At 46.7% G+C, this 19614-nt stretch carries 15 protein-coding genes, 1 tRNA gene, 2 pseudogenes and 1 riboswitch; of the genes and pseudogenes, 10 read left to right on the top strand and 8 right to left on the bottom strand.

The window, feature by feature from the left end; genetic code table 11:
• The first annotated feature begins 76 nt into the window (after positions 1-76).
• The 4 genes from ntdP to GCWU000182_RS01980 all read left to right on the top strand — a co-directional run bounded on the left by ntdP (position 77) and on the right by GCWU000182_RS01980 (position 4522).
• Entirely contained in the window at positions 77-628 is a 552-nt protein-coding gene (ntdP, locus tag GCWU000182_RS01995) for a nucleoside tri-diphosphate phosphatase (protein WP_023391066.1), read from the top strand.
• A gap of 658 nt (positions 629-1286) precedes the next feature.
• Positions 1287-3092 carry a glutamine--fructose-6-phosphate transaminase (isomerizing) gene (glmS, locus tag GCWU000182_RS01990; protein WP_035363909.1) on the top strand — a complete coding sequence of 602 codons (1806 nt, stop codon included), beginning with the start codon at positions 1287-1289 and terminating at the stop codon, positions 3090-3092.
• 344 nt (positions 3093-3436) lie between these two features.
• Positions 3437-3943: a hypothetical protein gene (locus GCWU000182_RS01985; RefSeq protein ID WP_035363907.1), complete on the top strand. Its 507-nt coding sequence runs from the start codon at positions 3437-3439 to the stop codon at positions 3941-3943.
• A 114-nt stretch (positions 3944-4057) separates the two neighbouring features.
• Positions 4058-4522, top strand: a complete 465-nt coding sequence (locus GCWU000182_RS01980; RefSeq protein ID WP_023391063.1) for a hypothetical protein — start codon at positions 4058-4060, stop codon at positions 4520-4522.
• 69 nt (positions 4523-4591) lie between these two features.
• Here the strand turns inward: GCWU000182_RS01980 and GCWU000182_RS01975 are convergent, their stop codons facing one another.
• Positions 4592-5278, bottom strand: a complete 687-nt coding sequence (locus tag GCWU000182_RS01975) for a YggS family pyridoxal phosphate-dependent enzyme (RefSeq protein ID WP_023391062.1) — start codon at positions 5276-5278, stop codon at positions 4592-4594.
• A 129-nt stretch (positions 5279-5407) separates the two neighbouring features.
• On the opposite strand from GCWU000182_RS01975, the gene GCWU000182_RS01970 reads away from it, so the two are divergent.
• Positions 5408-6673: a hydroxymethylglutaryl-CoA reductase, degradative gene (locus tag GCWU000182_RS01970; protein ID WP_023391061.1), complete on the top strand. Its 1266-nt coding sequence runs from the start codon at positions 5408-5410 to the stop codon at positions 6671-6673.
• 102 nt (positions 6674-6775) lie between these two features.
• Entirely contained in the window at positions 6776-7948 is a 1173-nt protein-coding gene (locus tag GCWU000182_RS01965; protein WP_023391060.1) for a hydroxymethylglutaryl-CoA synthase, read from the top strand.
• Between the two features lie 48 nt (positions 7949-7996).
• On the opposite strand, the gene GCWU000182_RS01960 is transcribed toward GCWU000182_RS01965, so the two are convergent.
• Positions 7997-8245: a hypothetical protein gene (locus GCWU000182_RS01960; protein ID WP_023391059.1), complete on the bottom strand. Its 249-nt coding sequence runs from the start codon at positions 8243-8245 to the stop codon at positions 7997-7999.
• Positions 8246-8453: 208 nt separating this feature from the next.
• Between GCWU000182_RS01960 and malQ the strand changes: the two genes are divergently transcribed.
• Together malQ and GCWU000182_RS01950 are read left to right on the top strand one after the other, a co-directional pair.
• On the top strand, positions 8454-10037 hold the full coding sequence (gene malQ / locus GCWU000182_RS01955; RefSeq protein ID WP_023391058.1) for a 4-alpha-glucanotransferase: 1584 nt from the start codon (positions 8454-8456) through the stop codon (positions 10035-10037).
• A gap of 127 nt (positions 10038-10164) precedes the next feature.
• Complete coding sequence (locus GCWU000182_RS01950) at positions 10165-12444, top strand: glycogen/starch/alpha-glucan phosphorylase (protein ID WP_023391057.1); 2280 nt, start codon at positions 10165-10167, stop codon at positions 12442-12444.
• 86 nt (positions 12445-12530) lie between these two features.
• Here the strand turns inward: GCWU000182_RS01950 and GCWU000182_RS01945 are convergent, their stop codons facing one another.
• The 3 genes and pseudogenes from GCWU000182_RS01945 to GCWU000182_RS01940 all read right to left on the bottom strand — a co-directional run bounded on the left by GCWU000182_RS01945 (position 12531) and on the right by GCWU000182_RS01940 (position 15675).
• Entirely contained in the window at positions 12531-13823 is a 1293-nt protein-coding gene (locus GCWU000182_RS01945) for a helix-turn-helix domain-containing protein (protein ID WP_156905281.1), read from the bottom strand.
• 57 nt (positions 13824-13880) lie between these two features.
• Positions 13881-14021: pseudogene (locus GCWU000182_RS10420) on the bottom strand (helix-turn-helix domain-containing protein); the annotation flags it as partial.
• A gap of 163 nt (positions 14022-14184) precedes the next feature.
• On the bottom strand, positions 14185-15675 hold the full coding sequence (locus tag GCWU000182_RS01940) for a flavocytochrome c (RefSeq protein WP_023391055.1): 1491 nt from the start codon (positions 15673-15675) through the stop codon (positions 14185-14187).
• 287 nt (positions 15676-15962) lie between these two features.
• On the opposite strand from GCWU000182_RS01940, the gene GCWU000182_RS01935 reads away from it, so the two are divergent.
• The gene (locus GCWU000182_RS01935; protein WP_023391054.1) at positions 15963-17315 is read left to right on the top strand and encodes an FAD-dependent oxidoreductase; all 1353 of its coding nucleotides are present in this window, start codon (positions 15963-15965) and stop codon (positions 17313-17315) included.
• Positions 17316-17417: 102 nt separating this feature from the next.
• On the opposite strand, the pseudogene GCWU000182_RS01930 reads toward GCWU000182_RS01935, so the two are convergent.
• The 3 genes and pseudogenes from GCWU000182_RS01930 to GCWU000182_RS01920 form a co-directional block, all read right to left on the bottom strand.
• Positions 17418-17969: pseudogene (locus tag GCWU000182_RS01930) on the bottom strand (GNAT family N-acetyltransferase).
• Between the two features lie 14 nt (positions 17970-17983).
• On the bottom strand, positions 17984-18535 hold the full coding sequence (locus GCWU000182_RS01925) for a GNAT family N-acetyltransferase (protein WP_023391051.1): 552 nt from the start codon (positions 18533-18535) through the stop codon (positions 17984-17986).
• 80 nt (positions 18536-18615) lie between these two features.
• On the bottom strand, positions 18616-19179 hold the full coding sequence (locus GCWU000182_RS01920) for a folate family ECF transporter S component (RefSeq protein ID WP_023391050.1): 564 nt from the start codon (positions 19177-19179) through the stop codon (positions 18616-18618).
• Positions 19180-19238: 59 nt separating this feature from the next.
• A riboswitch (THF riboswitch) is annotated at positions 19239-19340 on the bottom strand.
• A gap of 138 nt (positions 19341-19478) precedes the next feature.
• Between GCWU000182_RS01920 and GCWU000182_RS01915 the strand changes: the two genes are divergently transcribed.
• A tRNA-Ser gene (locus GCWU000182_RS01915) sits at positions 19479-19566 on the top strand.
• Positions 19567-19614: the final 48 nt, after the last annotated feature.

The following is a 19614-nucleotide window of genomic DNA, read 5'->3' as shown; positions in this document are numbered from 1 at the left end:
AATTGTGCTATAATATCGGAGTATTGGTTAACGGTCGAAGTACCGGTTCAATTTGGAACGGAAAGTAGGTTCAGTGATGAAACAACCCAAGGAAGGCGAGTTCATCACGATTAAAAGTTATAAGCATGATGGGTCTTTGCATCGGACCTGGCGCGATACCATGGTATTGAAGACCAGCGATCAATCCATCATTGGGTGTAACGATCATACTTTAGTAACGGAATCGGACGGTCGTCGCTGGGTAACCCGGGAAGCAGCCTTGCTCTATTATCACCAGCATTTCTGGTTTAATATTGTAGCCATGATTCGCAAACGCGGCGTTACTTATTACTGTAATTTGGCTTCTCCTTATCTGATTGATAATGAGGCGCTCAAGTATATCGACTATGATTTAGATATTAAGGTATTTCCTGATGGGGAAAAGCGGCTGCTGGACTTGGACGAGTACGAGCTCCACAGCAAGCGATACCGCTACCCGGAAGAAATCGATCGTATCCTCAAATATAATATCCAAGAACTGGTCCGCTGGATCGAAGAGAAGAAAGGTCCCTTCGCGCCAGAATTCGTGGATATCTGGTATGAGCGGTATTGTCAACTGACTCATCGACGTAAATCTAAGCATAACTGATTAATCGTGATGCCAATTGATTAAAGAAGAGGCTGGGAAAACTCCCAGCCTCTTCTTTTGTTTGGTATTCAGCCCCAAATCTTTCAGATTTGGGGGCGGGCTTTTGCTTGTGCTAGCCTATGAACTTACTAGCCTTGCCTATTTATAGGTTACACCTATAAATAGGGTTTGAGCACGACTTTTTTACGGGGTAATTTGGCTGGATTTCACATAGTCGGGCCAATTTCACAAGAATGTTCGTGTTTCCGACGAAAAAGGCTGATTTAAAGGGATTCTGCTCGGGCCATTTATGAAAATGCCCTTATATAACAAATGTATATTTGCCTATAAATTTTGTCAGCCTTAGCTTATAAGTGCGTTCAAGCCCGGTCTAATCAGGAGTTGAGAATTTTTGACATTACAAATACTTTATAGTAAAGTATAAGGAGCTTTTAGAGAATTTAAAGTTAAGGAGGATAGTTGTAGATTAATGGATAGCGCCAGCCCTTCACATGAGAAGGGGACGAGGAGCGGGTTTATCGAATTTTCGGCGGATGACCCGGGGCCGTGCAGTCCACAAGAGAGAGCATAAAACTGGGGATGCAAATCCCAGGACAGAGGCTCTGTCTAAGCACCTAAAAGCAACTTAATTTATGATAATAAAGGAGTTGTTACCCCCATGTGTGGAGTAGTAGGAATGATCGGCGCGGGCAAGGTTCAAGAAACCTTGATTACCGGCCTAGAAAAATTAGAGTATCGTGGTTATGATTCAGCAGGTATCTTTGTGCGCAACAATGAGACCGTGGGCTTCTTCAAGGAAGTAGGGCGCATTGCTCAACTCAAGGAAATTGTGGATTTCGATTTACCTGCCACTGTTGGGATTGGACACACCCGTTGGGCTACCCACGGGCCAGCTACCCAATACAATGCCCACCCACATTTATCCGCTAGCGGCCGTTTTGCCTTAGTGCACAATGGTGTGATTGAGAACTTTGCTGACCTTAAGGCTAACTATCTGCAAGACGTCGACTTCAAGTCTGATACGGACACAGAAGTTGTGGTTCAATTGATTGAGCACTTTGCTTTAAAAGATGGCTTGTCTGGTAAGGAAGCCTTCAAGAAAGCCCTGAGCTTGATTCACGGTTCTTACGCCTTCGGTTTAATCGATAGCGAGACCCCAGATACCCTCTATGCAGCTAAGAATAAATCACCGCTCTTAGTGGGCTTAGGCCAAGGCTACAACCTGATTGCGTCAGATGCCATGGCAACCATTCACTTAACTTCTGACTACCTTGAAATCAAGGACAAGGAATTTGTGACCTTGACACCGTCTGCTGTGACCATCGAAACCTACTCAGGTCAAGTTGTAGAGCGTGCTGCCTTCAAAGCAGAATTAGACGCAGCAGATTTAGAGAAGGGCGCTTACCCTTACTACATGATCAAAGAAATCGACGAGCAACCAACCGTTATGCGTCGTCTGATTCAAGAATACCAAGGCGACAAGGACCACTTCCATGTATCTGAAGACCTTTTGGCTGCCTTAACAGAAGCGGACCGCCTCTATGTGGTAGCCTGCGGGACCAGCTACCATGCAGGTTGGGTCGGCAAGAACTTGATTGAGAAGATGGCTGGCAAACCAGTCGATGTCCTCTTGGCCAGCGAATTTGCCTATGACCTGCCAATCTTTAGCAGCAAACCGCTCTTTATCTTCTTGACCCAGTCTGGGGAAACGGCAGACAGCCGTCAGGCTTTGGTTCGAGTCAATGAGTTGGGTTACCCATCCTTGACCATTACCAACGTTAAGGGCTCTACCTTATCTCGTGAAGCAAGCCATACCCTCTTGCTACACGCAGGGCCAGAAATCGCGGTGGCTTCTACCAAGGCCTATACCGCTCAAATCGCAGTTATGGCCATCTTGGCAGACTGCCTAGCCCGCCACTTAGGTAAGGAAACAGACTTCGACATGGCCCATGAGCTGAGCTTAGTGGCTAGCGCCATGGAATCTATCTTGGCGGAGAAAGACCAGCTTGAAGCATGGTGTAATGCCAACTTGATGGAACCACGCAATGCCTTCTATATCGGCCGTCTCTTGGACTACTATGTGTCCATGGAAGCTGCTCTCAAGCTCAAGGAAATCACCTATATTCAGACCGAAGCCTTTGCAGCGGGTGAATTGAAGCACGGGACCATTGCCTTGATTGAGGAAGGGACGCCTGTCTTGGCCTTAATCAGCGACCCAAGCGTAGCCGCTCATACCCGAGGTAACGTGGAAGAAGTCAAGGCACGTGGCGCCCAAGCCGTCGTGATTGCTAGCCAAGAAGTAGCCAAAGAAGACGACTTCTTCGTGGTACCAAATGTAACCAAATTATTGAGCCCACTGGCCATGGTGGTCGTGACTCAATTGATTGCTTACTATACTGCCCTAGGCCGTGGCCTAGACGTGGACAAACCACGTAACTTGGCTAAGTCTGTGACAGTTGAATAAAAGATTAAAAGGTTAAAAGGTTGGGATTGTCGTCCCAGCCTTTTTCTAATGATGGGTAAAATGAGGGGCCTATTGACAGGTAAGGTAGGTAGGTGTATACTATCTGCAAGCACTTACATGAAATTATAGACAGGTGGTAAAAAGAGCCTAGCCCTAGATTAAGAAATAGCTGAATATTTGAAAGAAGAGAGCGTGAAAGCAAACTAGTGAGAGAATTTGATATGACTCGTCTAGAAGGAGGCCCTGCCTGTTAAAGACTCTATGTTGGTGCCTAATCGTTCTTTTTATTAAGCGTCAGTCAATCTTAAGGAGAAACTGAGACACAGCATATGGAGGTGTCCGAGATGAAAGCACTCAAACAATTTCTCATTCCTTTTCTAGCTATTTTAATTAGCTTGGTCACTTGGACCTCGGTGGCTGCCAGTCCGCGCCAAGTGGTCTTCCGCAATGATAGGTCCGACAGCAGTCTAGTAGCCATTGAAATCAAGGACACGACGGTACGACTCTATCTGCCAGAGACCTATCGCTTTAACCGCGACAGTCAGACCGACCAAGTGCTAGATGATTTTTACCAGCTGACCCAGAATCCCCAAAGGGTTTCCTTGGCTGATCCAAGTAAGAAGCAGGAGGCCAGCCAGGAAAGGCTGGACTATGTCGAGCATAGTGACCATGACCAAGACATCACACCGCGTTACTTTGAGTTTAAGAATGTGGAAATAGTAGAAGAGCCATCTTCTATTAAGGTCCTATATGATAAGACCACGGTCACGCGTTTAGTGGCTCAAATTCTGACCGGCAAGGCCCTGGATTTACAGGGTAACCAATTTTCTATTCAAGAAGTCAAGCCTTAGGGCCATAGCCGACTACTCAGCAGTGACTTGCCAAAGTAGTCGGCTTTTTCATTGCTATTTCATAAGGCTATGCTATAATAAGATTATGGAAACGCTTAACAAGGAGGTTCTTATATGGAAAAAGTTGTGTACACGAACTATTGGGTAGACCGCTATACAGATGCCCGCAAGGAGCATGGTTCCTACCCGACAGAGGAAGAAGCCCTCAATGCTATTTACACCTGGTGGCGCATCCACAAGGAACACCATCGGGACGTCAAGGAGACGCGGACTAATACCGGGGCCTTGGAAATCACCTATGATGATGACCGTTATGTCTACCGGATTGAAAAACGCAAATTCCAAGGCAATTTGCCAAGTCGTAGCTATCAACTCTGGACCCAAGGACAAATTGACGCCCAACGTCAACAACTGCAACTGTCCGATGACGAGTTCCTCTTCGACGAGTTGGCTGAGCCTTACCGCGACCGTCTCATTGAAGTGATGGCTGATGCCAGCAAGGTACGCAACTTCTGCTATACCCAAGATGGTCGCCTAGTGGTGAAACTGTCTGACCTTAAGGCAGCCCGTCAACGTTAAAAACAATAAAATAAGCCCCTGAAGCCATTCGGAATCCTGGCTTCAGGGGTCTTTTCTTGATAGCATAACTTAATAGCCTTCAGGCGCGAAGAGGGCACTGCCCACACGCAGGAAGCTAGCCCCTTCCTCGGTGGCGATGGTATAGTCTTGGCTCATGCCCATGCTGAGCTCTGTACAAGGAGCGTGAGGATAGCCGGCTTCTTGGACTAGGAGTTGGAGATGCTTGAGGGTCTTGAAGAAGAAGTGGAGCTCGCCTTCTAGGGCATCGGCTGGCGCCATGGTCATGAGACCCACGATTTCAATCTTGTCGTAAGGGGCCAGTTGCTCGATGGCCGCAAAGACTTGCTCGGGCTCATAGCCTGTCTTGCTCTCTTCGCCCGATACATTGACCTGGAGGAAGCACTTAATGGGGTGGTCGGCCCGTTTTTGAATTTCCTTGGCTAAGTCAAAGCGGTCCAGGGCATGGAGATAGTCAATTTGATTGATAAACTCCTTGACCTGGCGGGTTTGGACCCGGCCGATGAAGTGCCAGACAATGTCTGGAGCAGTTTGGGCTAGGGCGGCCTGCTTTTCTAAGAGGGCAGGGTAGCGATTCTCGCCAAAATGCCGTTGGCCCAAATCATAGAGAGCCTGAATCTGGTCGGCGCCCACGGTCTTGCTGACGGCAATTAGCTGCGGGGCATTACCTTCTGGGCTATGTTTTTGGATACGGTCTAAGACCGCTTGATAGCGATCCTGGATGAGCTTCTGAGTCATGGAATATTCCTCCTACTTAATGGCTGTAGTATAGCACGGCCGCTAACTTTTTGCAAAAGTCCCGCGTTCCCAAGTAGCGCAGGACATGCTATACTAAGGAGGTAGAATACGTCTTGAGGAGGATCTAAGATGCCAGCAGATTTTGGAGGCTTCTATCAGAAAGAAATCAGCCAGCGCCGGGCCATTTTGGCGACTTATTTGGAAGAGGAAGGGTACGGCCAAGCCCTGGAAACAGCCCTGACCTTGCCAGAGTCAGTGGCCAACCAGTTGATTGAGAACTATGTGGGCAATTATAGCCTGCCTTTTGGTCTGGCTCCGACCTTCAAAATTAATGGTCGGGACTATGTGGTGCCAATGGCCATTGAAGAGCCTAGCGTGGTGGCTGCCGCCAGCAACGGGGGCAAACGTCTGGGCAATATCCAGTCTCAGGTTTTGAGTCGCCAACTAATCGGTCAAATTGTGCTAACTGATATTGAAGACTTGACTGCAGCGCTTGAACAAGTGATAGTTCAAAAAGACCGCTGGCTAGACCTAGCACGGGCAGCCTGTCCTAGCATGGTGGCTCGTGGTGGCGGGCCTTGCGATTTATGGGCTGATAGCTACGGGGATGACCAGGGCGATTTTCTCTGTGTCTATTTAAGTCTGGATCCCTGTGACGCCATGGGTGCCAATGTCATGAATACCGTCCTAGAGGCCCTAGCGCCTGAAGTGGAAGCCAGCCTGGGTGGTCAAGCCCTCCTGCGTATTCTTTCCAATCATGGCGACAAGCTCCTAGTCAAAGCCCGGGTTAGCTTGCCCGTCTCCCAGCTTCACGCCAATCCAGAGCAAGCCTTGACCCTGGCCAAACGCTTGAGTCAGGCCAGTCGCGTGGCCCAGTTGGATCCACGTCGGGCGGTGACCCACAATAAGGGCATTATGAATGGGGTAGATGCGGTCTTGCTTGCCACAGGCAATGACTGGCGAGCCGTGGAAGCTGGCGTCCACGCCCATGCGGCTCGGGATGGGCAATATCGGGGGCTCAGTCAGTGGTCCCTTTCCGCTGATCAAGCCAGACTAGAAGGGGAATTAACTCTGCCCTTGTCTATAGCAACTGTTGGTGGCACCCTAGCTGTCCATCCGACGGCCCAATTGGCCCTAGCTATCTTAGGCAAGCCCAATGCCCGTGAGCTGGCTCAAATCATTGCAGCAGTCGGCCTAGCCCAGAACTTTGCTGCCTTGAGAGCCCTAGTGACCGATGGCATCCAAAAGGGCCATATGGCCTTGCAAGCCCGGTCCTTGGCCCTGCAAGTCGGTGCCAGCCTAGAGGAAGTGCCGGCCCTTGTTAAGGCCTTGCGTCAGGCTCCTACCATGAATAGAAGTTTGGCTGAACAACTTTTGGCCCAGTTACGCAACTAAGAGGGAAGTTAAAAAATTTATTAAGTTAGCGCGCCTTTAAGATAAAGGCGCGCTTTTCGTGGTACAATAAGCGTGACAAATTAGGAATAAAGGTGATAAAAGATGACCGTAACTGTCGGTATAGACAAAATCGGGCTCTATGTGCCCCAATACTATATTGAAATGACCGAATTAGCTCAAGCCCGTGGTGTTGAGCCAAGTAAATACACGATTGGTATTGGCCAAGACAAGATGGCCGTGCCACCTCTGGACCAAGATGTAGTTGCGATGGCGGCCAATGCGGCAACTAGCATCTTAGATGAGCAAGACCGTTTAGCTATTGACCAAGTCATTGTAGGGACTGAATCGGCTTTTGACTATTCCAAATCAGTGGCCAGCTACTTACATGAATTATTAGCCCTTCAACCTTACTGTAAAGCCTATGAAATCAAGCAAGCCTGCTACGGGGCGACCGCTGGCCTCCAGTCGGCCTGTGACTATGTGCGCCTACGTCCAGACCGTAAGGTCCTGGTAGTGGCCACCGACATCGCCCGCTACGGTCTGGGCACGCCAGGTGAGCCCACACAAGGAGCTGGAGCAGTTGCCTTGCTCATCTCTGCTAATCCGCGGATTTTGGCCCTGGATAGCCAATCGATTTCTTATACTGATAACCAATTTGATTTCTGGCGTCCCTCTTATTCTGACGTGGCGCTAGTTGACGGCAAATTCTCGACTGAACTCTACCAAGATTGCTTCTGTCAGGTCATGGCGTCAGCCAAACAAGCAGGTTTGTCGCCTGAAAACTGGCGCAATGTGGTCTTCCACCTGCCATTTACCAAGATGGGCAAGAAGGCCCTGGATGCCTTAGCGCAAAAAGGAAGCGTGGATGCGGATCTAATTGAGCGTTGGCAGGCAGCCTATGAGCCGGCTACGCGTTTGGGGCGTCAGGTGGGTAATATTTACACCGGTTCCCTCTATCTCAGCCTCCTATCCTATTTGACGGAAGTAGAGGATTTAGCGGCAGGGGACAGCCTGGGACTCTTCTCCTATGGCTCGGGCGCGGTTGCTGAACTCTTTTCTGGGACACTACAAGAAGGCTTTAGAGAGGCCTTGGATCTGGCAGCCTTAAAGGCCCACCTGGAGCGCCGCCAAGCCCTAGCAGTCCAAGACTACGAGCGGATATTTTCTCAGCGCTTGCCACAAGAAGCGGACTATCAAGTAGCTCACCAAAGCCAGGAAGCAGGCTTTGTCTTAGATAAAATCGACGGCCACCGCCGTTACTATCGCCAATACTAAAAAAACTGGGACGCAAGTCCCAGTTTCTTTCTTATATAGGAAGTCTGCCTAAAGGCTGTCCAAGCTAAAATGCAGGCTACCGTCTGGCTTAAGCAAGACAGGGACGCCCACTCTTGCGCCATCTTTAACAGCTTGGAACTCTGGTCGGCTATCACGCAAGTGGAGAAAGGCCTTAAGTTCCCGCATGGAGTTCGTAATATTGACTGCATCATAGCGGATACCACGAGCTTCAAGTCCAGCTACAAAAGGTTGGGTATCGGGGCACTTGTCACTAAAAAATAGAGTAGGGTGAGTCATGAAAAAATCCTCCTCAAAGTAATGGTCTTTAGACTCATTTTAAGCCTGATATGACTAGGAAACAAGGGATTTGCTTGTAAGTTTTGAAACCAGTTCTATTGCTTGATATTCTGATACCGAGAACATCAGGGAAAGGCATTGCACTTGCAAACCGTTTGCGTATAATTAGAGTTGTCAAAAAAAGAAAATATGCAAAGGAGGTTTGGGTATGCAACGTACGAGTGGCGTACTCCTTCATATATCATCTCTCCCATCTAAGTTTGGGATTGGGTCTTTCGGGCAATCGGCCTATGACTTTGTCGATTTCCTGGCTAAAACAGGCCAACAATACTGGCAAATTTTGCCTCTAGGGACCACGTCTTATGGAGACTCCCCTTACCAATCATTCTCTGCTTTTGCCGGCAACACCCACTTCATCGACTTAGATCTCCTAGTTGAAGCAGGCTGGCTGACAGAAGCTGATTATGCTGGGGTAGACTTCGGTGACCACCCAGAATATGTGGACTATGCCAAGGTTTATACAGAACGTCGTCCAATTTTGGAGAAGGCAGTTGCTAACTTCTTGGCTAAAGCTGACAAGAAAGATTACCAACAATTCTTGGCGGATAACTATGAATGGTTGGAGCCTTACTGTGAATACATGGCAATCAAGGAGCACTATGATCTCAAACCTTGGTTCCAATGGGATCCAAAAGCTACCTTGCGCGATGAAGCAACCATCGTTCATTTGCGTCAGCAATTAGCGGATGTACTGACCTACCACCGTGTAGTACAATACTTCTTCAACATCCAATGGCAAGCACTTAAGAAATACGCCAATGCGCAACACATTGAGATTATTGGGGACATGCCAATCTATGTTGCGGCTGATAGCGTTGAAATGTGGATGACCCCACATTACTTCAAGACATCTGAAGATCACCAACCAAGCGTAGTGGCTGGTTGCCCACCAGATGCCTTTACTGCCGACGGCCAACTCTGGGGTAACCCAATCTATAACTGGGACGCTATGAAGGCTGACGGTTATGCTTGGTGGATTACTCGTCTTAAGGAAAGCTTCAAGCTCTACGATGTGGTTCGGATTGACCACTTCCGTGGCTTCGAGTCTTACTGGGAAATTCCATTTGGCGACACCACTGCTATTAATGGCGAGTGGGTCAAAGGCCCAGGCAGCGACCTCTTCCGCGCTATTCGCAAGGAATTAGGCGATGTTAAGATTATTGCTGAAGATTTAGGTTTCATGACTCAGGAAGTAATTGATATGCGGGATGAAACCGGCTTCCCAGGTATGAAAATCATGCAATTTGGTTTTGGCGGAGGGGATTCAGTTGATTTACCTCACAATTACGTCTATAATTCTGTATGTTATGTGGGAACCCACGATAACGAAACAGGCTTAGGCTGGTTCCAAGATTCAGCTGATGAGGCATCACGCGAATTCTTCAATGCCTACATGAGACGTGGGGAAGATGAAACAGTTTCTCATGCCCTCAACCGCGGGATTGCTGCTGCTGTCAGCAAGATGGCCATCTACACCATGCAAGACTTGTTGAACTTAGGTAACGAAGCGCGTATGAACGTGCCATCTACCTTAGGTAACAACTGGAAATGGCGTATGAAGTCAGATGCTTTGACTGACCAGTTAGCGGAAGAATTATTGGAGTTGACAACTACTTACTGCCGTTTGAATCCTGCCTTCAAAGCAGCAAGTGAAGCGGCTGAAGTAGCGGAAGAGACTAAGTCAACTAAGACTACTGAAGTTCAAAAGGCCAAAAAGGCCACAACTAAGTAATACCCAGCAAGACCCGTAAATAAATGTGGCCGGTGTTAGGAGATTTCTTCTAACACCTCTTGCTTGCCTACCTGTTAATCAGAAAGATCATTGAGGCTTACGGCCTAATCAAAATAAGGAGTTAAACATGACTATTTTAGAAAACTATACTCAAAAGCTTTTTAATAAATCAATTGATGCATGTAACGATGCAGAGCTTTACAAAGCGCTTTTAGATATTACGCGTGACAAATCTCGCGAATTACCAACTCACGATGACAAGAAAAAACTCTACTACTTCTCTGCAGAGTTCTTAATCGGGAAACTCTTGAGCAACAACCTCTTGAACTTAGGTATCTACGACGAAGTGAACGCTGAGTTACAAGCTCACGGCAAATCTATCATGGACATCGAACAAGCTGAAAATGAACCTTCCTTAGGTAACGGGGGCTTGGGACGTTTGGCTGCCTGCTTCGTTGACTCTATCACCAAATTAGGGATCAACGGGGACGGGGTTGGTTTGAACTACCACTTCGGGCTCTTCCGTCAAGTTTTCAAAGACAACCAACAAACAACTATTCCAGATGCTTGGTTGACTGGTGATGACTGGACTATCCAAAGCAAGAAAGCTTATACTGTTCCATTCCGCAAGTTCTCCTTGCATTCTACCCTTTATGATATTGACGTATTAGGTTACAAACAAACCAAGCGTAACCGTCTCCGTCTCTTCGACTTAGACAGCGTAACTTCTGACATTATTGAAGATGGCATTTCCTTCGACAAACACGATATCGAGAAGAACTTGACCCTCTTCCTCTACCCAGATGACTCTGACCACGCAGGTGAAGTATTACGTATTTACCAACAATACTTCATGGTATCTAACGGGGCTCAATTGATCTTGGAAGAAGCAGTCGCTAAGGGCAGCAACTTACACGACTTGGCAGACTACGCAGTGATCCAAATTAACGATACTCACCCAGCCTTAGTTATCCCAGAAATGATTCGCCTCCTGGGCGAACGCGGGATTGAGTTCGATGAAGCAGTAGAAATCGTTCGTTCAATGACTGCCTTCACCAACCACACAATCTTGGCTGAAGCCTTAGAAAAATGGCCAGTATCCTTCTTGGAAGAAGTAATTCCTAACGTAATGGCCATTATCCGTAACTTGGATGCTCGTATTAAGGCACAATTCCCAGATAACGATGCAGTACAAATCATCGACCAATTTGACCGTGTTCACATGGCCCACTTGTCAATCCACTATGGTTTCTCTGTCAACGGGGTTGCAGCACTGCATACAGACATCTTGAAGAAGTCAGAATTGCGTGCCTTCTACGAAATCTACCCAGAGAAATTCAACAACAAGACAAACGGGATTACTTTCCGTCGTTGGATTATGGATGCTAACAAGGAATTGTCTGACTACATCGACTCCTTGATTGGCCGTAAATGGCACCACACTGCTGAGTTAGAAGGCTTACTCAACTATGTTAACGACCAAGCAGTCCTAGATAAGTTAGAGTCAATCAAGTTCAACAACAAGCTTCGCCTCAAACACTTCCTCAAGGAAGTACAAGGCGTTGACATTAACGAGAACTCTATTTTTGACATCCAAATCAAACGTATGCACGAGTACAAGCGTCAACAAATGAACGCTCTCTACGTCATTAACAAGTACTTAGACATTAAAGCCGGCAACATTCCAGCAACTCCATTGACTGTTTTCTTCGGTGGGAAGGCTGCACCAGCTTATACGATCGCGCAAGACGTTATTCACTTAATCTTGACCTTGTCTCAAGTAATCGCTAATGATCCAGAAGTAAGCCCACACTTACAATTGGTAATGATTGAGAACTATAACGTAGAACGTGCTCAATACTTGATTCCAGCATGTAACATTTCCGAGCAAATTTCCTTGGCTTCTAAGGAAGCAAGTGGTACTGGTAACATGAAGTTCATGTTGAACGGTGCCTTGACCTTAGGGACTGAAGATGGGGCTAACGTGGAAATCCACGAATTAGTTGGTGATGACAATATCTACATCTTCGGTAAGCACAGTGATGAAATCATCAAGCTATACGAAACTCAAGGGTATGTAGCGCGTGACTACTACGAGCATGACGCGATTCGTCCATTAGTTGACTTCATCGTGAGCGATAAGATGTTAGCAGCAGGGAACGAAGAACGCCTCAACCGTCTACATCATGAATTAATCAGCAAAGACTGGTTCATGACCTTAATCGACTTGGAAGAATACATCCAAGTTAAGGAAAAGATGTTGGCTGACTACGAAAACCGCACTGAATGGAACAAGAAAGCCTTGATTAACATTGCTAAGGCAGGCTTCTTCTCATCTGACCGGACGATCGCAGAATACAACCGCGATATCTGGCACTTGAAAGAAAACCGTGTAGAAATTGACTAATCAATTCATTAGGCCGCTGGGTTTATCCCAGCAGCCTTTTTATATATAACAAAATAGCCGGAGGACTTATGTCTTCCGGCTATTTATTAACTTTCTTGAGGGCACTGAGCAAGCTCAGTGCCAATATTATTAAGGCGTTCAATCAGCGTTTCAATGGAAATGGCATTGATATTGATGAATAATTTAGAATGCAATTGCGGAATAGGCACATTGCTGAGAATGACGTCATAGTCACAACGAATCACTTCCCGGACATTCTGATAGAGAACCTGCGGAGCATGGAACTCAAGTTGCTGGGAGCAAGAACAAGCCAAGAGGTCACGGATCATCAAGGAGTGGGAAGAGTTAATATTACTGAAAATCCCCACGCGAATTTTCTTCTGGCATTTCATGAGCTGAGGAATTAATTCAGACCAAGTAGAGAAGATGGTGTAGATTAAGTATCGAACAATTTCAGTACCTGTATGAAGCTTATTGGCTTGACGGTATTGGATAACAGACTTCTCAATATAGTTGTAGAAGTCTGGAAAATCTTCGTAGAGATGGCTCATCCAAGTAGCCCGACGTCGGAAAATTTCAGACTTAGCGAATACCTCGTAACATTCGACGGACGAGGCGTTATGGAAGAGGATGGTCAGAACTTCTGGGTTGTTGATTTCAAGATTGAAATGCTGGCGAATATCCTCAATCATAAGCTGAGCCTGAGTCAATGAAGTATGGATGGCGGCTTGTAGGCGCGAAGCCTTAAGCATATCTTCATAGGTATAGAAGAAATCATCACGCAAGAATGGGTAGAGTAGGTTAGACAGCACGATATCTCCCAATGGTTCTCCCACATAGTCAGCTAAAGACCGAACAAATTCCTGGTCTGCTTTTTGCTCTAAGGCCTGAGCAAAAAGGGTCGAAACATTGGTTTTGTGAAGGGGGAGGTCACGTTTGAAGTGGTGACGCTTGATGTTAATGATAGTGGCGCGCTTAATCAGGTAGTAGAGGGAGAAATCCAGTGGCCGATCCAAAATCTTGATGAAGGTAGCCACGAATTTGTCTACATGGGCTTCTTTGATGTCGTCAAAAGGCCATGTAGTAGCGGGATAGCGCTCAGCGAAGTACTGACCAAAGAAGAAGCGAATCTCATTTTCATTCCCGGTGATGGCCAAAGGTTTGGTTGATACCTGGATATTATAGAGACCATTAAACCAACGGTTAATACGACGGATGGTACGATAGAAAGTAGGGTAACTCATGAAAAAGTGCTCTAGGACCTCTTCCATTTCAGTTTGGGGGTGGAAGAAGAGGTATTCTAAAACTTGGAAGTGGACAGAGTTAGCCAAGTAGAATTGGTAGGCAAGGTTGATGTCGACCGTGAAGCGATTGACCATTTTAGCGCCATCAGGTTGAATGGAAATGTCATACTGTGGCAGGTTACTGGCTATTTGCTGGAGGTCTTCCTTCAAAATTCGGGTAGAGCAGTCGAGGCGACTAGCCAGCTGGTCTAATGGCAGGGCGTCATCGGAAGAGTGGAGGATATTTAATAACTGGAGTTGACGTTTATGCGTCTTGGAAAGTAACTTTTCGATGATGATGGCCCCCTTAAATTTGTACTGACGAATTCCTATTAATTATATCATAAAAACGTCCATTTGAGGAAAAAAGATGACCCAAAATCACGAAAAAAACAGGCCAATTTGGTAGCTTCTAACCATACAAAAACACCTCCCAAGAGGGAGGTGTGAGAAGTCATTATTCTTTGACAAAAGCAGCGGATTGTTCACCAGCTTGGCGACCGAAGATAATGATGTCGGCAACGGCGTTACCACCAATACGGTTGGCACCGTGAACCCCACCAGTTACTTCACCAGAAGCGTACAAACCTTTGATTGGTTGGTTTTCCTTGTTGAGGACTTGCGCGTTAGTGTTAATCTTGAGACCACCCATGGTGTGGTGAATCCCTGGTGCGATTTTAATTGCGTAGTAAGGGGCTTGTGACAAGTCATTGTCCATCCCGGTAGTCCGGCCGAATTCTTCGTCCTTCTTATCAGCAACAGACTTGTTCCAAGTTTCCAGGCTAGCTTTTAGGTTAGCTGGGTCAACACCAATTTCCTTAGCTAAGTCTTCAATGGTGTCACCTTTGACTACTAAACCTTTGGATTCGTATTGGTTGATGGCCTTAACGCGACCCTTGAGGGCTTCGTCGAAGACAACGTAAGCTGATTTGCCTTCTTGGCCGATAATGGCAGCAGAAACCTTATCACGAGTTTCTAATTCGTTGAAGAAACGTTTACCTTCTTGGTTGATTAAGATAGCACCTTCACCACGTACGGCTTCAGTGATTAAGTAAGAAGTCTTTTGTTCAACAGAAGGGTGGATTTGGATTTGATCCAAATCAACGGTTTGGGCACCAAGCTTTTCAGCCATCTTGATACCGTCCCCTTGGGAACCTTCTTGGTTAGTTGTAACAAAGCCTTTGAGTTCTGGCTTGAGCTGGCTGACCATGTCTAAGTTAGCCCCGAAACCACCGGTAGCTAAGACAACGGCCTTAGATTTGATGGTTTTTTCTTGGCCTTCAACCGTTACTTTGACACCAGAAACGGCACCATTTTCTTCTGTAATTTCTGTAACGTCAGAGTTAACAAAAGTTGGAATCTTACGTTCAGTTACGTTAGCGTAGAGGCCTTCTACTAAGTAGCCCCCAACGGCAGAACCATCAGATGGACGGTGTGTACGTTTAACGCTCATCCCACCAGTTGTGGTTAAGTTGTCTAACTTAATGTTCATGGAGTCTAACCAGTCAATGGCACTAGCAGAGTGGTCTACTAAGAAGCGAAGCAATTCTGGATCGTTCTTTTCTTTCCCGCCTTTGAAGGTTTCTTCGTAGAACTTGTCGTTAGAGTCTTCAATACCAGCTTCCTTTTGGAATTTTGTTTCGCTGGCGTTCATCCCAGCAGAAGACTTGCTGGTGTTCCCACCCACGATTGGCATTTTTTCGAAAATTACAACGTTGGCTCCAGCGTCATGGGCTGCGATTGCTGCGGCCATACCGCCACCACCGGAACCGACAACGACTACGTCGTAGCTTTCCTTGAGTTCAGCAGGGTCCGTATATTTTTTCTCGGACGCCCCTGAAGTTGTATCAGGCTTTGAAGATTCTTGGGCTAAGACGGACAGGGTTTGACCGAGACTAGCAAAGACCAGGAACAAAGCTGCGAAAATAATAGATAATTTTTTACGCATGTGAACTGACATCTCCTTTTGTGATTTAATTATCTTGCTATATTATACAAAATTTTGGCTCAAATTTCAATGCCCTTCAAGGAAAAGACAGGAAAAGAAATGTCCCCTTGCTTGCGGGAGCAAAATGAAAAAAGCTTGTGAAAGCAATGCACGTAAGAGTCCCGATATGAATAGGATGTAAACGCTCAAGAAAAATGCACTAAAGAGTCTAAAACGCTATCCTTTTTACTGTATATATGGTATGATGTATCTGTTGCTAAGCAATATCTTAAGGAGGAAGAAAAAATATGAAAGTAGTAGTAGTTGGCTGTACTCATGCGGGTACATCATCTGTTAAAACTATTTTAAACGAAAACCCAGGAGCGGAAGTGGTTGTTTACGAACGTAACGACAACGTATCTTTCTTGTCTTGTGGGATTGCGTTATATGTTGGTGGGGTTGTGAAAGATCCTCAAGGGCTCTTCTACTCAAGCCCAGAAGAATTAGCTGCTTTAGGCGCTAAAGTAAATATGGAACACGATGTTTTAGAGGCTGACTTGAAGGCTAAGACCTTACGAGTTAAAAACCTCAAAACTGGTGAAGAATTTGATGAAACTTTCGACAAGTTAGTGGTAACGACTGGTTCTTGGCCAATCATCCCACCATTAGAAGGTTTAGACTTAGAAAACGTTCAACTCTGCAAGAACTACAACCAAGCTAAAGAAATCTTCGCTAAGAAAACTGACAAGAAAAAAGTGGTAGTTATCGGTGGGGGTTATATCGGGATTGAGCTCGTTGAAGCCTTCAACTTAGAAGGTAAAGACGTTACCTTGCTTGACGGTTTAGACCGTATCTTGAACAAATACTTAGACCCAGAATTTACTGATATCTTAGAAGAAGACCTACGTAACCGTGGCGTTGAAGTGCGTCTTAACGAAATGGTTAAAGGCTTCAAGGGCGAAAACGGCGTCGTTAAGAAAGTGGTAACCACTGGAGGCGAATACGAAGCAGACATGGTAATCCTCTGTGTAGGCTTCCGTCCAAACACTGACTTAGTTAAAGACCAAGTTGAAACCATGCCTAACGGTGCTATCATCGTTGACGACTACATGAAGACTAGCCATCCAGATGTCTTTGCAGCAGGTGACTCCTGTGCGGTTAACTACAACCCTAACGGTGGCCATGCTTACATTCCATTAGCAACTAACGCTGTGCGTATGGGTGCTTTGGTTGGTAAGAACATCGCGGGCGACAAAGTTCGTTACCGTGGGACTCAATCAACTTCTGGTCTCCACCTCTTCGGTTGGAACATCGGTTCAACTGGGGTGAATGAAGGCTCTGCTAAGCACTTCGGTTTAGATACTCGTTCAGTATACGTGGTGGACAACTACCGTCCAGAATTCATGCCAACAAACGAGAAAATCTACATGAAGTTAGTTTACGAAGTAGGGACTAACCGCATCGTAGGTGGGCAAGTAATGTCTAAATACGACTGTACCGCTTCTGCTAACACCTTGTCCTTGGCTATCCAAAACAAGATGACCATTGAAGACTTGGCTTATGTTGACTTCTTCTTCCAACCTGTCTTTGACCGTCCTTGGAACTACCTCAACATCTTAGCTCAAGCTGCAGTTGAACAAGAACGCAAACTTAACGCTTAATAGCAAAAGAGACTGGCCTTGCCAGTCTCTTTTTTTGTGAGTTGGAGGGGACAAGAAAAATTCCCATTATATCATATATGATATAATGGGAATTTTGTCTGCCTATAAATCAGATTTGAGCAGGCTATAGTGGACGGAATCCACAATACCCTGGTTGTTACACCCGGCCTGGCGTAGGATGCCTTCGAAGTGGAAGCCGGCCTTTTGCATGACGCGTCCAGATCCAGGATTGGCAGGGTCATGGGTGGCACTAAGTCGATTGAGGTCTGCTTCTTGCAAGAGGAAACGGCTGACCGCAATGAGGGCTTGGGTCATGTAGCCTTTGCCCCAGTAATCTCGGCCTAGGACATAGCCTATGGTCATGGAATTGGTGGAAGGCACATAGTCGAGGGCACTAATATCGCCAATGACTTGGTCAGGCTAGGGTTTGAGAGTGATGGCCCATATAAAGGTACCGCCGTCTTGATAGGCCGCTACCCAACGTTCTAGGATGGCTTGAGTGACGCTTAAGTCGGCGTGAGCCGGCCAGATCAGGTAGGTGACATTGTCGGGACGGCCCGCCCAGTTGCTGAACATGGCAGGCGCATCTGATAGTTCAAATCGTCGTAAAATAAGGTCTTCTGTGATGAGAGTTTGGGTTCCAATGGCTTTCATAAGCAAGCCTCCTTCTATAAATCAGATTTGAGCAGGCTATAGTAGGCCGAATCCACAATGCCCTGGTTGTTACACCCAGCCTGGCGGAGAATGCCTTCGAAGTGGAAGCCGGCCTTTTGCATGACGCGTCCAGAGCCCGGGTTGGCAGTGTCGTGGGTGGCCCGAAGTCGATTGATGTCTGCTTCTTGCAAGAAGAAACGACTGACCGCAATGAGGGCTTGGGTCATGTAGCCTTTGCCCCAGTAATCTCGTCCTAGGACATAGCCTATGGTTATGGAATTGGTGGCTGGGTCATAGCCGACGCCACTAATATCGCCAATGACTTGATCAGGTTGGGATTTGAGGGTGATGGCCCATTTAAAGGTGTCGCCGTCTTGATAGGCCGCTACCCAACGCTCTAGGGTGGCTTGAGTGACGCTTAAGTCGGCGTGAGCTGGCCAGGTTAGGTAGGTGACATTGTCGGGACGGCCTGCCCAGTTGCTGAACATGGCAGGCGCATCGGATAGTTCAAATCGTCGTAAGATAAGGTCTTCTGTGATGAGACTTTGGGTTCCAATGGCTTTCATAGGCAAGCCTCCTTTCTTTGACCTTGATTATACGCCCGAGAAAGAAAAAAGCCAAGACAGACGGACTGTCTTGGCTAGGTTTATTTTTTGCGCAAAAGGCTAGGGAATTGAATCTGTTCAATCAGTCGTTTGACTGGCTCGTTATTGAAGAGGTAATAGAGGACGACTGAATTGACCACTAGGGAAGCCATATTTTTGTAGAAACGTACAGGCAAGATAGCCATGATAGCTTTTTTCTGAACCATCATGGTCCAGAGGGTATTGAGCCCCAAGTTACAGATGAGGGTGACAGCCAAGACGGTCAGGAAGATTCGAAGAGGGGTCTTAGTTTGGCGGTGAAGACCAAGTCCATAAATCAACCCGCCGACAATGGCTGTTAGGGTGTAACCGGGGAAGTAGACACCTTTAGCACCACCCAAGGCGAATTTGAGAATATCGTGGGCAGCGCCAAGAATCATGGCAGGGATTGGTCCGGCAATTGCGCCAGTCAAGGCAGCCCCCACAAAGCCAAAACCCATTTTGGTAACGCCTAAATCGATTTCTGGTAGGTAATCCAAGGCGAAGCGAATAGCCAACAAGATGGCCAGGGTGGTTAACTGTAGGGTGGTGACGGCGCCTTTACGGCGGTATACTTGATTTTCCATTTTAATAGCATCTCCTTAATTTAGCGAGTTGCTTCATTTAACTGACAGAACCAATTAAATGCAGCGAATGCAGAAAAGAAACCGCAAAATGTCCAGCATTTTTTCGTATAGGAGCAACATTCCATCTCGCTATCACTTAACGCTTCTTTTCTTACTCTGGTGTTAGTTGGTGTCAGCGCCCTCCTTGCCATAACCTCCTTCTTCTAGATTAGGGTTCTAACCTCCTAAGCATAGGGATAAAAGGAGGCTTTGTCAAGCCTTGCAGACTGAGAATTCCGGTGCTATAATAAGCTTGTTCCGGAGACGTACCGAAGAGGCCGTAACGGGAATGACTCGAAATCATTTTGTCGGGCAACCGGCACGTGGGTTCGAATCCCACCGTCTCCGTTATATCAGATAAAAAAGCCATCCCACGTAAGGATGGCTTTTGACATT

The sequence above is a fragment of the Abiotrophia defectiva ATCC 49176 genome, from assembly GCF_000160075.2.
GTDB lineage: Bacteria > Bacillota > Bacilli > Lactobacillales > Aerococcaceae > Abiotrophia > Abiotrophia defectiva.
This window is presented reverse-complemented; position numbering and strand designations above follow the sequence as displayed.

Bases quoted from the DNA above. Each gene is read 5' to 3' on its own strand.
- GCWU000182_RS01935 (WP_023391054.1), top strand. From the start codon at position 15,963: ATGAAAGTAGTAGTAGTTGGCTGTACTCATGCGGGTACATCATCTGTT.
- GCWU000182_RS01980 (WP_023391063.1), top strand. From the start codon at position 4,058: ATGGAAAAAGTTGTGTACACGAACTATTGGGTAGACCGCTATACAGAT.
- GCWU000182_RS01920 (WP_023391050.1), bottom strand. From the start codon at position 19,179: ATGGAAAATCAAGTATACCGCCGTAAAGGCGCCGTCACCACCCTACAG.
- ntdP (WP_023391066.1), top strand. From the start codon at position 77: ATGAAACAACCCAAGGAAGGCGAGTTCATCACGATTAAAAGTTATAAG.
- GCWU000182_RS01975 (WP_023391062.1), bottom strand. From the start codon at position 5,278: ATGACTCAGAAGCTCATCCAGGATCGCTATCAAGCGGTCTTAGACCGT.
- GCWU000182_RS01940 (WP_023391055.1), bottom strand. From the start codon at position 15,675: ATGCGTAAAAAATTATCTATTATTTTCGCAGCTTTGTTCCTGGTCTTT.
- GCWU000182_RS01970 (WP_023391061.1), top strand. From the start codon at position 5,408: ATGCCAGCAGATTTTGGAGGCTTCTATCAGAAAGAAATCAGCCAGCGC.
- GCWU000182_RS01950 (WP_023391057.1), top strand. From the start codon at position 10,165: ATGACTATTTTAGAAAACTATACTCAAAAGCTTTTTAATAAATCAATT.
- glmS (WP_035363909.1), top strand. From the start codon at position 1,287: ATGTGTGGAGTAGTAGGAATGATCGGCGCGGGCAAGGTTCAAGAAACC.
- GCWU000182_RS01945 (WP_156905281.1), bottom strand. From the start codon at position 13,823: ATGGTCAATCGCTTCACGGTCGACATCAACCTTGCCTACCAATTCTAC.
- GCWU000182_RS01965 (WP_023391060.1), top strand. From the start codon at position 6,776: ATGACCGTAACTGTCGGTATAGACAAAATCGGGCTCTATGTGCCCCAA.
- GCWU000182_RS01925 (WP_023391051.1), bottom strand. From the start codon at position 18,535: ATGAAAGCCATTGGAACCCAAAGTCTCATCACAGAAGACCTTATCTTA.
- malQ (WP_023391058.1), top strand. From the start codon at position 8,454: ATGCAACGTACGAGTGGCGTACTCCTTCATATATCATCTCTCCCATCT.
- GCWU000182_RS01985 (WP_035363907.1), top strand. From the start codon at position 3,437: ATGAAAGCACTCAAACAATTTCTCATTCCTTTTCTAGCTATTTTAATT.
- GCWU000182_RS01960 (WP_023391059.1), bottom strand. From the start codon at position 8,245: ATGACTCACCCTACTCTATTTTTTAGTGACAAGTGCCCCGATACCCAA.